Here is a 13,750-nt window from a genome sequence, read left to right as displayed (position 1 = left end):
CATGACCGACAGATCCGCAACCTTCGTCAATATCGGCGAGCGCACGAACGTCACCGGCTCGGCCCGGTTCAAGAAGCTCATCCTCGCCGATGACTATGAGACGGCGGTCGAGGTCGCACGCCAGCAGGTGGAGAATGGCGCGCAGATCATCGATGTGAATATGGACGAAGGTCTGCTCGACGCCGAAAAGGCGATGACGACCTTCCTCAAGCTGATCGCCGCCGAGCCCGATATCGCGCGTGTGCCGATCATGATCGATTCCTCCAAATGGTCGGTCATAGAAGCGGGCCTCAAATGCGTGTCGGGCAAGCCGATCGTGAACTCGATCTCGATGAAGGAAGGCGAAGCGGAGTTTCTCGAACATGCCGCCAAATGCCGGGCCTATGGCGCGGCCGTCGTCGTCATGGCGTTCGACGAGACGGGGCAGGCGGATACGAAGGAGCGCAAGGTCGAAATCTGCCAGCGTGCCTATAAACTGCTCACGGAAAACGGTTTTCCGCCCGAGGATATCATTTTCGATCCCAATATCTTCGCCGTCGCGACCGGGATCGACGAGCATCGGCGCTATGGGCTCGACTTCATCGAGGCCGCGCGCGAAATCCGCGACACCTGCCCGGGCGTCCATATCTCGGGCGGGCTCTCCAACCTCTCCTTCAGCTTCCGCGGCAACGAACCCGTGCGCCGCGCGATGCACAGCGTGTTCCTCTATCATGCGATCCCTGCCGGTATGGATATGGGCATCGTCAATGCCGGCCAGCTCGACGTGTACGACCAGATCGATCCGGAACTGCGCGAGGCGTGCGAAAATGTGATCCTCGACCGGCATGACGATGCGACCGAGAATCTGATCGCGCTCGCCGAAAAATACCGCGGCACGGACAAGAGGGCCGAGAAAGAAGCCGAGGAATGGCGGAGCTGGGAGGTCGTCAAGCGGCTCGAATATGCGCTCGTCAAAGGCATCGACGCGCATGTCGTGGACGATACCGAGGAAGCGCGGCAAGCGATCTTCGAGCGTGGCGGCAAGCCGATCGAGGTGATCGAGGGGCCGCTGATGGACGGGATGAACGTCGTCGGCGATCTCTTCGGCAGCGGGAAAATGTTCCTGCCCCAGGTCGTGAAATCGGCGCGCGTGATGAAGAAGGCCGTCGCGCATCTCCTGCCCTTTATCGAGGCCGAAAAGGACGAGAATGCCAAGGGCAAAGGCACGATCATCATGGCGACCGTGAAGGGCGATGTGCACGATATCGGCAAGAATATCGTCGGCGTCGTCCTACAGTGCAACGGCTTCGAAGTCGTCGATCTCGGCGTGATGGTGCCGTGGAACGATATTCTCGATGCCGCGAACGAGAATGACGCCGATATGATCGGCCTGTCCGGCCTGATCACCCCCTCGCTCGACGAGATGGTGACGGTGGCCGAGGAGATGGACCGGGCGAATATGCAGGTGCCGTTGCTGATCGGCGGCGCGACGACGAGCCGCGTGCACACGGCGCTCCGCATCGAACCCGCCTATGCCGGGCCGACGATCCATGTGCTCGACGCAAGCCGCGCGGTCGGCGTCGCCTCGACGCTCGTGTCGCAGACCCAGCGCGACCCGTTCGTCGAGCAGGTCGCCAATGACTATGACGAGATCCGCACGGCGCGCGAGGGCAGGGGCGCGAGCAAGCTGGTTTCGCTGGAGGATGCGCGCGGCAATGCGTTTGAAACCGATCTGTCGTTGAAAGCACCGGCGCCCGCGAAGCCCGGATTGCATGTGTTCGACGACTGGCCGCTCGACGATCTTCGCGACTATATCGACTGGACGCCCTTCTTCCGCGCCTGGGAGCTTGCCGGTTCCTATCCGGCGATCCTCGACGACGAAGTGGTCGGCGAAAGCGCGCGCGATCTGTTCCGCGATGGGCAGGCGATGCTCGATACGATAATCGCGGAAGGCTGGCTCAAGCCGCGCGCAGTGGCAGGCTTGTGGGAATGCCGCCGCGACGGGGACGATATCGTCGTGATCGACGAGGGCCGCGAGCATCGACTGCCCATGCTGCGCCAACAGGTGCTCAAACGCTCGGGCCGCCCCAATATGTGCCTGGCCGATTTCATCGATCCGGCCGGCGACTGGATTGGCGGCTTCGCGGTCTGTGCCGGCCACGGCATCGACGCGCATATCGAACGCTTCAAGGCGGAGACCGACGATTATTCGGATATCCTGCTCAAGGCGCTCGCGGACCGGCTGGCCGAGGCCTTTGCCGAGCGGATGCATGCGCATGTCCGCAAGGAGCTATGGGGGTATGCGGCGGACGAGGATTTCACGAACGAAGAGCTGATCCGCGAAAAATATACGGGCATCCGCCCGGCGCCCGGCTATCCGGCATGCCCGGACCACAGTCTCAAACCGCTGTTGTTCGAGCTGCTCGGCGGCGGATCGGGGCATAACGGCCCGGCCGGGATCGAGCTGACCGAGAGCTTCGCCATGTGGCCGACCGCGGCCGTCTCGGGTTTCTATTTCGGCCATCCGCAGTCGCAATATTTCGGCGTCGCCAAGATCGGGCAGGATCAGCTCGAGGAATATGCGGAGCGCCGCGCCGTCGATCTCGATACGGCGACGCGCTGGCTGCGCCCCAACCTCGAAGTCTGAGCGTCGCGGCAGCAGCCGCGCTCAAATTGACAAGCCCGGATCGATCCCCGACACTTTTTCCATGGGGGGTAAAGGTCTGGCGCGCCTAATGGCGATTATCGCGATGCTGTTCGCGGCACCGGCGCATGCGCAACCTGCCGAACGGCCTGCACAGCGCCCCAATATCGTGCTGATCGTCGCCGACGATGTCGCCTTCACCGATCTCGGCGCCTATGGCAGCGAAATTCGCACGCCGAACATCGATGCGCTGGCCCGGCGCGGGACGATCTTCTCGAACTTCCATGCGACCCCGATGTGCGCGCCCTCGCGCGCCATGCTGATGACCGGGGTCAGCAGCCACCGCGCGGGCATCGGCAACCTGCCCGAAACGACGCCGGAAGAGCATCGCGGCGCGCCGGCCTATCGCGGGCTGCTGGCCGAAGGACTGCCGACCATCGCGACCCGGCTGCGCGCACGCGGCTATCGCACATATATGACCGGCAAATGGCATCTCGGCCATACGCGGGAGACGCTACCCAGCGCGCGCGGCTTCGATCGGACTTTCATCCTCGACTCCACCGGCGCGGACAATTGGGAGCACCGGCCCTATCTCCCCTATTATGATCGCGCCGAATGGTTCGCTGATGGCGAGCCCGTCGATACGCTGCCCGACGATTTCTATTCCTCCGAATTCCTCGTCGACCGGATGATCGATTTCGTCGGCACGGCGGAGGGCGACGACCCTTTCTTCGCCTATATCGGCTTTCTCGCGATCCATATCCCGGTCCAGGCGCCGCGCGAGTACACGATGCGCTATGCGGACATGTACCGCGACGGCTGGCGGGCGCATCGCGAGCGCCGCCATGCTGCCGCTATCGAAGCGGGCTTGATTCCCGTCAATGCGCCACTGGGCACGATCCATCCCGACCTGCGCGATTGGGACGATCTGAGCGCCGAGGAACAGGCCTGGTATGCGCGGGCGATGGCGGTAAACGCCGGGATGCTCGAAGCGATGGACGATCATCTCGGCCGGCTGATCGCGCATCTGCGCGAGATCGGCGAATATGAGAATACGATCTTCATCGTCACGTCCGACAATGGCCCGGAAGGGAACTCGCCGGGCGGCAATGCGATCATGCAGGCCTGGATGTGGATGGTCGGCTATTCGACCGATATCGACACGATGGGGGAGCGCGGGAGCTTCGGCTATATCGGCCCCGAATGGGCGAGCGCCAACGCGTCTCCGCACAGCCTGTTCAAATTTTACGCGAACGAGGGCGGCACGCGCGTGCCGCTGATCGTCGCGGGGCCAGGCGTGGCGGAGGGCGCGATGGCCGATCAGCTCAGCCTGATCAGCGATATCCCGGCGACGATCGCGGCGCTCGCCGATGCCGATGGCGGGGGGATGACGGGCCGTAGCCTGATGCCGGCACTGACGGGCGAGGAGTCGGCAATCTACGGACCCGATGACAGTTTCGGCATCGAGACGGCCGGGCGCATGGCGTTTTACCGGGGCCGCTACAAGATCGTGCGCAACGGCCCGCCTCTGGGCGACAATGTCTGGCGGCTCTACGATCTCGAGGCCGATCCCGGAGAAACGCGCGATCTGTCGGCAAGCGAGCCGGAGCTATTTGCCGAAATGCAGGCAGGCTATGCGCGCTGGGCGGAGGAGAATGGCGTGCTGGACATGCCCGAGGGCTACGACCCTATCCAGACATTAATGGAGCATAGCCGCGGCCCGCTGCTCCACCGCTACTGGTGGGTGCTCCTGCTGCTGGGCGGGATTATTCTGGCGCCGATCGGGCTGTTGATCTGGCGTCGCCGCAGTCGGCGCACCGCCTAGGGGCAATTGCTCTCGGCGACGCCCGGCATCAGGTCGAGGCACCGTCCGTCGATTTCCACGTCCGAAATATCGAGGCCGATCAGCGAGGCCAGCGTCGGCATGATATCGACTGTCATCACCCCCAGCGGCTGTTCGAACTGCTCGACGCCCGGCCACCAGAAGAGGATCGGCACGCGCCGGTCATAGTCCCAGACGCTGCCATGCGTCGCGACATAGGCGCCGGGAAAGGGCTGGGGGATCGGCGTAACGCGCGGCTGCAGCACCACGATGAAATCGCCCGAACGGTCGGGATGGAAATTGGCGCGGACGCGGTCGAGTACCGTCCAGTGCTCGGGCGGCGCATCGGTGACCGACTGCGCCATGATCTCGTCGCGCGCGAAGACGCGATAGACCTGCGGATGGGCGGAGATCAGTGCGATCGCCCGGTCGATGACTTCGGCGCGGCGGTCTTCGGGCACCGAACGGTCGACATAGAAATCGCCGAACGGGCTGTCGGCGCGCAGGACCGGCGCTTCGAGGCCGGTTTCCGCCGCGAGCCGCTCGTCGAGCGTGTCGAAGCCGGGCAGCAGGCGCGCGGCGCGCGGGGCCGCTTGCCCGGTCTGGCGCTCGGGCAGATCGAGCCCGCCATGGTCGGCGGTCAGCATCACGACGTAATCGATGTTCCGCGCATCGAGCCGGGCGAAGAAGTCGCCGAGCATCGTATCGAGCGCGCTGAGCTGCACGCACATCTCGACGCCATGGGTGCCATAGGCATGGCCGATATAATCGGTCGAAGAGAGGCCGATGGCGAGCAGGTCGGTGTGGCCGCGCTGGCCGAGTTCCAGTTCCGAAACGAGATCGGCGGCGAGCACGAGTGTCAGCAGATCGCCTTCGGGCGAAGCGAGAATCGCGCGGCCGTCGGTGGTTGGCTCGCGCGAAAACACATGCGTGCCGACCGTGTTTTCGCCGCCGATCGGGATCGCGCGATTATAGGCGGCGCAATGCTGCGGGACGGGCAGCGGCTCGCGGCTCGACACTGCCGCCTGCATCGCCGTCTCGTTGACCCGCATGAGCGCTTCGGGCGTCTCGCGGTCCGCGAAGGTCGTGAAGCCTGCGTCGCCGGGCCAGTACATATGATCGGCTTCGGCGCCGCCCAGCATCACGGCCGCCCGGTCCTTGCCCGCGACCGACACGACGCGGCTGGCATCGTTCACCTGTTGCAGCAAGTCGCCGAGCGTCGGGACGAGCAGGTGCGCGGTGGAGACCGTGTATTCGTCCGAAGACGATCCTTCGACATTCGGGTCTTCCGAGCAGTAGATGCGCGTGTCCGCGCGCGCGACGCTCATGTCGAACCAGCGATTGGCGACGACGCCCGCGCGCCCCGGATGCGCGCCGGTCAGGATCGTCGCATGGCCGGGGCAGGTTTCGGTCGCGGCATGCGCCTGATAGCCGGACGGGAAGACGACGCCGTCGAGCAGCCGCGCGAATCCGCCGTCGAAATGCTCCCGGTGCTGGGCGAAGATATCGGCGCTGAGCTGGTCTACCGCGATTGCGACGATCAGTTGCGGTGAACCCGATTCGCCGCTCCCGGGGCTCTCCCCGTCCTGCGCAAAGGCCGCGAAAGGCAGGGACAGGGCTGTAACCAGCGTGGCAATGCGAGCGAATTTCATCGGACGACCTCTTGATAGTGCATGGCACGTTTAGCGTTGCTATAGCGCGCTCGCGAAGGAGCAAACAGGTGCGATTTTCCGCTTTGCAGAGCATATACGGCCTTGTTGCCGCATTTTTCTGCCTGCTGCCCGCGGCCGCGCCTGCGCAGGTGCCGCGCGAGAACGCGATACAGGCCGATCTGCTGGCTGAAACCGATGCGCCCGCACCCGGCCAGATCTTCACCATCGCCATCCGCATGCGGCCCGACGAAGGCTGGCACGGCTATTGGCTGAATCCGGGCGAGGCGGGGCTCCCGAACCGCTTCGAATGGACCTTGCCCGAAGGCGTGAGCATCGGCGAACTGCGCTATCCGGTGCCCGAGCGGCTCTCGATTAGCGGCATCATGAATTACATCTATTATGGCGAATATGCGATGCTGGCCGAAGTGACGCTGGACGAGAGCGTTGCGCCGGGCACCGCGCTGCCGCTGCGCGCCGAGGGCCAGTGGCTGGCCTGCACCGACGAGATTTGTGTGCCCGAGGACGGACCGCTGGCGATCGATCTCGTTGCCGGTTCGGGCGGGGTGACCGATGCCGGCATGTTCGACGGCTATCGCGCGACCATGCCGCGGCCGCTGGGCAGCGAAGCGGTGTTCGAGCTGGCCGGCGACACGCTGCGCATCGGCATTCCCTTTCCGGCATCTGCGTCCGTCTCCGCACCCTATTTCTTCTCCGAGACCGACCGGGTTCTCGATTACAGCGCCGAACAGAGCATATCGCGCAACGGCGACATGCTGATCGTCGAGGTTGCGGCCGCAAGCGATGCCGGCGCGGCGGATCGGATCGCGGGATTGATCAAGATCGGCGAAAATGACGGCCTGATGCTCGCGGCCGTGCCCGGTGCCGTGCCGCCGGCTGGCGAGCCGATATCGGGCGAGCCCTCTGTCGCGTCGACCATGAGCGCCGATATCGGGACGGTCCTGCTGGCACTTGGCGGTGCGATCTTGGGCGGCCTGCTGCTCAATATCATGCCCTGCGTCTTCCCGATCCTTAGTCTCAAGGCGCTGAGTCTCGCCAAGGCGGGCGGGGAGGAGCGCGCTGTCCGGCGGGATGCGCTGGCCTATGCGGCCGGCGTCATCATCGTCTGCCTCGCGCTCGGCGCGGTGCTGCTCGGGCTGCGCGCGGGCGGCGCGGCGGCGGGCTGGGCGTTCCAGCTGCAAGACCCGCGCATGATCCTGTTCCTGTTCCTGCTGGTCACCGCGATCGCGCTCAATCTCGCCGGGCTGTTCGAAGTACCAGGCTTTGCGGGCGGCGGACGGTTTGCAGACAAGGGCGGCGCGACCGGTTCCTTCTTCACTGGCGCGCTCGCGGCTTTCGTGGCGACGCCCTGCACGGGTCCCTTCATGGCCGCCGCCTTGGGCGCGGCGTTGATCGTGCCGACCGCCGTCGCGCTGGCGATATTCGCGGGGTTGGGTCTCGGCCTCGCCCTGCCGTTCCTGGTCCTTGCCTATGTGCCTGCCTTGCGGGCGAAGCTGCCCAAGCCCGGCCCGTGGATGGAGCGGTTCCGCCATATCATGGCGGTGCCGATGTTCCTGACCGCGCTGGCGCTCGGCTGGATTCTCGGCCGTCAGACCGGCGTCGACGGGATGACACTGGGTATCGCGGCAGCGCTTGGCGTCGCGCTGATGCTCTGGTGGATCGGCCGGCGACAGGCGGCCGGCAAGCGGGCCTGGCTGCCCGTCATGCCCGCATTGGCCGTCACCCTCGCCGCGCTGGTTCTCATCCCGACATCGACGCCCGCAGAGGCCGGTGCCTATGAAGGCGGGGCGCTCGCCGCCGAGAGCTTCAGCGAGGACAGGCTGGCCGAACTGCGGTCCGAAGGCCGACCGGTCTTCGTCTATTTCACGGCCGACTGGTGCATCACCTGCAAGGCCAATGAGGCTGGCGCCATGAATCGCCAGGCCGTGGCCGATCATTTTGCGGCGGAGAATATCGCCGTACTCGTCGGCGACTGGACGAGCGGCGATCCCGTTATCGGCCGCTTTATCGAGAGCCATGGCCGCTCGGGCGTGCCGCTCTATCTCTTCTATAGTGCCGAAGGCGAGCCGGAGATCCTGCCGCAGATACTGACCGTCGGCATGCTGACGGAGTTATCGGCCTAGCGTCCGATATCCTCATCCTCGCTGATCATCGGGCCGACAGGCGCGTCCATGGGTGGCGCATCGGCCGCGCCGCGCACCCAGGTCCGCTCGCCGCCGATCCATGTCTCCGCGACTTGCGTGGCCCGGATTTCCGCGGGCGTCGCATCGAAAATATCGCGATCGAGGATCAGGAAGTCGGCAAAGAGGCCTTCGCCGAGCCGCCCGACATGGTCCTCGGCGAACCCGGCAAACGCGGCATCCGTCGTGAAGGCGGCGAAGGCCTGTTGCAGCGAGACGCGCTCATGCGCCTGCCATCCGCCAGGCGGCTGGCCGCTCGCATCCTCGCGGCTGATCGCGACGGCAAGGCCCGGAAAGGGGTTGGGGCTCTCGACCGGGAAATCGCTGCCGAACGCCAGCCGCGATCCGACGCGGAGCATCGAATTCCAGGCATAGGCGCCGGTCAGGCGATTGGGCCCGAGCCGCGCTTCGGCCATCAGCCGGTCGGACGTCTGGTGTACGGGTTGCATCGAGGCGATGATGCCGTGCCTGCCGAAGCGGGGCAGGTCGGCCGGGTCGACGACCTGCGCATGTTCGATCCGCCAGCGCCGGTCGTCGGTATAGCGCGTCGCCAGTTCCTCGACCGCGGCCAGCGCCTCGCGGTTCGCGCCGTCGCCGATCGCGTGGATTGCAGCCTGGAACCTGTCCAGTGAGAGCCGACTCAGCCGGTTGCGGAGCGCTATCCCGTCGATCAGCGCGAGTCCGGTTTCGCCCGGCGCGTCGGCATAGGGCGCGTTGAGCAGCGCGCCGCGCGAGCCGAGCGCGCCGTCGCCATAAATCTTCAAGCCCACCATGCGCAGCCGCCCGTCATAAAGCCAGGGCGTCTTCGCGTCCCCGGCAATGTCCAGCAGCGTCTCCAGCGCATTGGCGTAGGAGATCACGCGGATCTGCAGCCGGTCCCGGTCGCCGGCGCGGCGCAGCACATCCCAGTCGTCGGCGCTGGTGCCCATGTCGTGCATCGTGGTGATGCCGTAGCTGAGCAGCAGCTCCTGCGCCTCGCGCAGCGCCATGTCGCGCACCGGCGGTTCGGGTGTGGGTATTGCGTCCTCGACCAGCGCCATGGCGGCGTCGATAAAGACGCCGTTCGGCTGGCCGCCGTCGCGCTCGATCCGCCCGCCCGCGGGCGATTGCGACGATGCCGTGATACCCGCTTGTGCCATGGCCATGCTGTTCGCGACCCCGGCATGCCCGTCGACGCGTACCAGCCAGACCGGGCGATCGGCGACGGCGGCATCGAGATCGGCGGCGGTCGGGAAACGGCCAAGGCCCCAGCGTTCCTGGTTCCAGCCGCTCCCGACCACCCAGCGTAGCGTCGGGTTTTCGGCGCTGTACTGGGCCAGCCGCGCCATCGCCTCTTCGAGGCTCGTCGTATCGGAAAGGTCGAGCTGGATCGCGCTAAAGCCGAGCCCCATCAGGTGCCCATGCGCGTCGATCAGGCCGGGAATGACGGTGCGGCCCTGCGCGTCGTGCCGGAAATCGACTTCGCGCGGGCGGTCGTCGTTGCGGCGCAGGAGCTGCGTGACCCGCCCCGTGTCGACGTCGAACAGCAGGCCGGTGAAGCGGACCAAATTGCCGTCTTCGTCGAGCGTATAGCCATTGGCGTTGTCGATCAGCGCATCGGCCTGGGCCGGGGCGGGCAGGATGAGGGCGGCTAACGCCGCGAAAAAAGCCGCCATCCATCCCGTCAGCCCTGAGCTTGTCGAAGGGCGCTTGTCAGCCGGAGAAACGGGCTTCGACAGGCTCAGCCCTGACGGTATTGTGGCTCCGCTATTCACTCTTCCAGTCTCCTTACCAGCGAACTCGTATCCTGCCGCGCGCCGCCCATCGCCTGCACCTCGGCATAATAGTCATCGACGAGCTTCGCGAGTTCCAGCGTCGCGCCCTTCGCCTCACCCTCTTCGAGCGCAAGGCCCAGGTCCTTGCGCATCCAGTCGACGGCAAAGCCGAAATCGAATTCACCCTTGGCCATGGTCTTCCAGCGATTGTCCATCTGCCAGCTCTGCGCCGCGCCGCCCGAGATCGCGTCGAATACGCGGTCGAGATCGAGCTCCGAGCGTTTGGCGAGGTGGAGCGCTTCTGAAAGCCCCTGCAGCACGCCGGCGATCGCGAGCTGGTTGCACATCTTGGTCTGCTGGCCCGCGCCCGCCTCGCCGCAATGGACGATGCGCGCCGCATAGGCCTGCATGATCGGCTCGGCGAGCGTCATCGCACGGCGGCTGCCGCCGCACATGATCGCGAGCGCGCCGTTTTCGGCTCCGGCCTGACCGCCCGATACCGGCGCGTCGACGCAATGAATGCCCTGCGGCTCCCCGGTTTCCGCCAATTCCCGCGCGAGCTTCGCCGACACGGTCGTATGGTCGATCCACAGCGTGCCTTCGTGCATCGCGCCGAACGCGCCGTCCGGGCCGAGCGTCACCGCTTCGACATCGGCGTCCGCGCCGACACAGGCGATGACGGCATCGACGCCGTCGGCCGCTTTCGCCGGGCTGTCCGCGCTGCTGCCGCCATGTTTCGCGACCCAGTCGGCCGCCTTGGAGGCCGTGCGATTATATACCGTTACGTCGTGACCAGCCTTGAGCAGGTGCCCCGCCATCGGCGCGCCCATTACGCCAAGCCCCAGAAATGCGATCTTTGCCATGAGTTGCCGCCTGCCGTTCGTGCCGTAGCGCGACCCATAGGATGTGTTTGCGGTGGACGCCAGATAGGCTAGGGCGGGGCCCGTTATGGCTACCGCACCGGAAACCGGACCCGATTCGACCGTCACGCTGGAGAGCGTGCGCGCCGCGCATGAACGCATCGCGGACGCCATCGTGCGTACGCCGACCATGCTCAGCAAGACGCTGTCCGAGATGACCGGCGCCAATGTCTGGCTGAAGTTCGAGAACCTGCAATTCACGGCCGCGTTCAAGGAACGCGGTGCGCTCAACAAGCTGTTGCAACTGTCGGACGCCGAGCAGAAACGCGGCGTGATCGCAGCCTCGGCCGGCAATCATGCCCAAGGCGTCGCCTATCATGGCGCGCGGCTCGGCATCCCGGTCACGATCGTGATGCCGCAGCACACGCCCACGGTGAAAGTCCAGCAGACCGAAGGGCATGGTGCGACCGTCGTGCTCCATGGCGAGCGGTTCGACGATGCGCAGGCCCGGGCCTGCGAGATCGCCGAGGAACGCGGGCTCGTCTTCGTCCACCCCTTCGACGATGCCGATATCGCTGCGGGTCAGGGCACGATTGCGATCGAGATGCTCGAAGACGTGCCGGATATCGATCTGCTGTGCGTGCCGATCGGCGGCGGCGGTCTGATCGCCGGTGTCGGCGTCGCTGCCAAGGCGATGAAGCCGGATATCGAGCTGATCGGCGTCGAAGCGGAACTCTATCCGTCCACCTATTCGAAGATGCGCGGGCTGAAGCTGCCCTGCGAAGGCGATACGCTGGCCGAGGGCATCGCGGTCAAGGAGCCCGGCGGGCTCACGCTCGAAATCATCCGCGAAGTGGTCGACGATATCCTGCTCGTCGGGGAACGGGATCTCGAGCGCGCCGTGGCCCTGCTGCTGCAGATCGAGAAGACGGTAGTGGAAGGCGCCGGCGCGGCGGGCCTCGCGGCGATGCTCGATCATCCGGCCAAGTTCAAGGACAGGAATGTCGGCCTGATTCTGTGCGGCGGTAATATCGATACGCGGCTGCTCGCCAATGTCCTGCTGCGCGATCTCGCGCGGGATGGCCGGCTTGCGCGGCTGCGCATCCGGCTCAAGGACCGCCCCGGCGCGCTCTATCATGTCGCCAAGGTGTTCGACGAGCAGCAGGTCAACATCATCGAAGTCTATCACCAACGCGTCTTCACGACGCTGCCCGCCAAGGGCCTCATCACCGATATCGAATGCGAAACGCGCGACCGCGCGCATCTCGAACGGCTGATCGACGCCCTCGAACGCGACGGATACGAGGTATCGCCGGTGGAGTTGGCATGACAATCCTCCCTACCGCGTAGCGGTGGGGAGGGGGACCATTCGCAGAATGGTGGAGGGGCATTGCGATGCTGTTTCCGTTGCTCTTCGGGGCATTGTCGTGCTCCTGCCCCTCCACCGCGCAAGCGCGGTCCCCCTCCCCAAGCCTTCGGCTCAGGGAGGATTTTCTATCTGATATCGGGATACCAGCGGTCGAGGCCCGTCTTGCGCCCGAAGGCCCAGCTCATCCCGCATTTCATGTAGATCCAGTTGGCCTTGAGCGCGCCCCATTCGGCGATGCGCCGGTCGGACGTTTTCACGATCCGCGGAACGAGCTTCACGCTGCCGATCCGGCAGAGCCGGAGGCACAGATCGACATCCTCCATGATGTTCATGTCCGGATCGCACCCGCCGACGGCGAGAAAATCCGCGCGGCGGAAGAACATCGCATGGTCACCGAACAGCAGGCGCAGCCCGCGCACGAACAGATGCGGCCGCAGCAGGATCGGGCCGTAATAAGTCTTCGCCCAATTGTGAAAGCTCGTACCCCAGCGGGTTTTCGTGCCGGTGAGGAGGGGCGTGAAACCGCCCAGCGCGCGTTTCGGATTGGCGAGCGTGCGTTCGACGAGCGCGAGCGCATCGCTGGGTAATTCCGTGTCGGCATGAAGCACGCAGACCAGCGGCGCGCTGGCCTCTTCGACGCCGCGATTGACCTGAACGGCACGGCCTTTCCGACCATGTTCGATGACGTGGAAACCGGCTGCGCGCGCGATCTCGACCGACCGGTCCGCGCTGCCGCCGTCGACGGCGATCACCTCGGCCGGTTGCGGGTCGAGCGCGGCGATATTGGCGATGACGGCGGGCAGCGCGGTCCCCTCGTCGAGCATCGGGATCACGATGGCGACCTCGCTGCGTATGGGCTCGGTCACGCGGTCAGCCATGGCCAGCGGTCGAGGTCTTCGGGCCGGTCGCAATCGGCCAGCGTTTCGAGCAGGACGGGTTCGATACCCCGATCCGCGAGTCGCCTGAGCGTCTCCGGCAGCACGGCCTCAGTGCCCCAGTCCATGTCCGTGAACAGCCAGTCGTAACGCTTGGCGATACCGATCAGCCAATAACCGCCATCCTCTGCCGGGCCTATGACGACATCGTTGTCTGCGAGCGCCTCGGCCGCCTGTTCGAGATGGTGGACGGCCAGATCGGGACAATCGGCGCCGACAAAGATGACCGGCAGCGGGGCGATGGCCGCGCGCAACCGGTCGCCGAGGTCGCCATTGGCTTGCTCTTCATAGTGTGGATCATCGCCAAGCCAGTCTGCGAACTCGCTGCGATCCGCGCCGGTGAAACGGATTTCCATCGGGAGCCCGCTATCGCGCATCACGGCCACCGTGCGTTCGGCGAGCTTTCGGTGGATCGCCGCCGCCCCGGCTTCGCCCAGCGCTGGGATCAGGCGCGTCTTGGCCTTGCCCGGAACGGGGTAGCGGGTGAAGAGCACAAGGCGCGGTTGCGGCATGCCGCCCTCATAGCGGCTCGGCACG

General features: G+C 65.7%; 9 protein-coding genes. 4 read left to right on the top strand and 5 right to left on the bottom strand.

All coding sequences use genetic code 11. The features are described from left to right. Position 1: 1 nt before the first annotated feature. Complete coding sequence (gene metH, locus ACTS1Z_RS03205; protein ID WP_442622990.1) at positions 2–2,626, top strand: methionine synthase; 2,625 nt, start codon at positions 2–4, stop codon at positions 2,624–2,626. 88 nt (positions 2,627–2,714) lie between these two features. Then, positions 2,715–4,448 carry an arylsulfatase gene (locus ACTS1Z_RS03200; protein ID WP_442622989.1) on the top strand — a complete coding sequence of 578 codons (1,734 nt, stop codon included), beginning with the start codon at positions 2,715–2,717 and terminating at the stop codon, positions 4,446–4,448. Here the strand turns inward: ACTS1Z_RS03200 and ACTS1Z_RS03195 are convergent. After that, positions 4,445–6,097 carry an alkaline phosphatase family protein gene (locus ACTS1Z_RS03195; protein ID WP_442622988.1) on the bottom strand — a complete coding sequence of 551 codons (1,653 nt, stop codon included), beginning with the start codon at positions 6,095–6,097 and terminating at the stop codon, positions 4,445–4,447. The genes ACTS1Z_RS03200 and ACTS1Z_RS03195 overlap by 4 nt on opposite strands. A gap of 68 nt (positions 6,098–6,165) precedes the next feature. Between ACTS1Z_RS03195 and ACTS1Z_RS03190 the strand changes: the two genes are divergently transcribed. Next, complete coding sequence (locus ACTS1Z_RS03190) at positions 6,166–8,238, top strand: protein-disulfide reductase DsbD family protein (protein WP_442622987.1); 2,073 nt, start codon at positions 6,166–6,168, stop codon at positions 8,236–8,238. On the opposite strand, the gene ACTS1Z_RS03185 is transcribed toward ACTS1Z_RS03190, so the two are convergent. Continuing rightward, the gene (locus ACTS1Z_RS03185) at positions 8,235–9,950 is read right to left on the bottom strand and encodes an amidohydrolase (RefSeq protein WP_442622986.1); all 1,716 of its coding nucleotides are present in this window, start codon (positions 9,948–9,950) and stop codon (positions 8,235–8,237) included. The two genes, ACTS1Z_RS03190 and ACTS1Z_RS03185, sit on opposite strands and share 4 nt — an antisense overlap. Before the next feature lie 95 nt (positions 9,951–10,045). Then, positions 10,046–10,912 (bottom strand): NAD(P)-dependent oxidoreductase, encoded by an 867-nt coding sequence (locus ACTS1Z_RS03180; RefSeq protein ID WP_442622985.1) that lies wholly within the window; start codon positions 10,910–10,912, stop codon positions 10,046–10,048. A gap of 85 nt (positions 10,913–10,997) precedes the next feature. On the opposite strand from ACTS1Z_RS03180, the gene ACTS1Z_RS03175 reads away from it, so the two are divergent. Continuing rightward, positions 10,998–12,239: a threonine ammonia-lyase gene (locus tag ACTS1Z_RS03175; RefSeq protein ID WP_442622984.1), complete on the top strand. Its 1,242-nt coding sequence runs from the start codon at positions 10,998–11,000 to the stop codon at positions 12,237–12,239. A 164-nt stretch (positions 12,240–12,403) separates the two neighbouring features. On the opposite strand, the gene ACTS1Z_RS03170 is transcribed toward ACTS1Z_RS03175, so the two are convergent. Continuing rightward, positions 12,404–13,144 carry a glycosyltransferase gene (locus ACTS1Z_RS03170; RefSeq protein ID WP_442622983.1) on the bottom strand — a complete coding sequence of 247 codons (741 nt, stop codon included), beginning with the start codon at positions 13,142–13,144 and terminating at the stop codon, positions 12,404–12,406. Then, positions 13,141–13,725 carry a TIGR04282 family arsenosugar biosynthesis glycosyltransferase gene (locus tag ACTS1Z_RS03165; protein WP_442622982.1) on the bottom strand — a complete coding sequence of 195 codons (585 nt, stop codon included), beginning with the start codon at positions 13,723–13,725 and terminating at the stop codon, positions 13,141–13,143. The genes ACTS1Z_RS03170 and ACTS1Z_RS03165 overlap by 4 nt, the downstream gene beginning before the upstream one ends. Positions 13,726–13,750 lie beyond the last annotated feature (25 nt).

Source organism: Parasphingopyxis sp., assembly GCF_052168295.1.
Lineage (GTDB): Bacteria > Pseudomonadota > Alphaproteobacteria > Sphingomonadales > Sphingomonadaceae > Parasphingopyxis.
Note: the sequence above shows the minus strand (reverse complement) of the source record. Positions and strands in the feature narration are given on the sequence as shown.

Coding starts and splice junctions, on each gene's coding strand:
- metH (WP_442622990.1), top strand. CDS start 2: ATGACCGACAGATCCGCAACCTTCGTCAATATCGGCGAGCGCACGAAC.
- ACTS1Z_RS03200 (WP_442622989.1), top strand. CDS start 2,715: ATGGCGATTATCGCGATGCTGTTCGCGGCACCGGCGCATGCGCAACCT.
- ACTS1Z_RS03195 (WP_442622988.1), bottom strand. CDS start 6,097: ATGAAATTCGCTCGCATTGCCACGCTGGTTACAGCCCTGTCCCTGCCT.
- ACTS1Z_RS03185 (WP_442622986.1), bottom strand. CDS start 9,950: ATGGCGGCTTTTTTCGCGGCGTTAGCCGCCCTCATCCTGCCCGCCCCG.
- ACTS1Z_RS03180 (WP_442622985.1), bottom strand. CDS start 10,912: ATGGCAAAGATCGCATTTCTGGGGCTTGGCGTAATGGGCGCGCCGATG.
- ACTS1Z_RS03175 (WP_442622984.1), top strand. CDS start 10,998: ATGGCTACCGCACCGGAAACCGGACCCGATTCGACCGTCACGCTGGAG.
- ACTS1Z_RS03165 (WP_442622982.1), bottom strand. CDS start 13,725: ATGCCGCAACCGCGCCTTGTGCTCTTCACCCGCTACCCCGTTCCGGGC.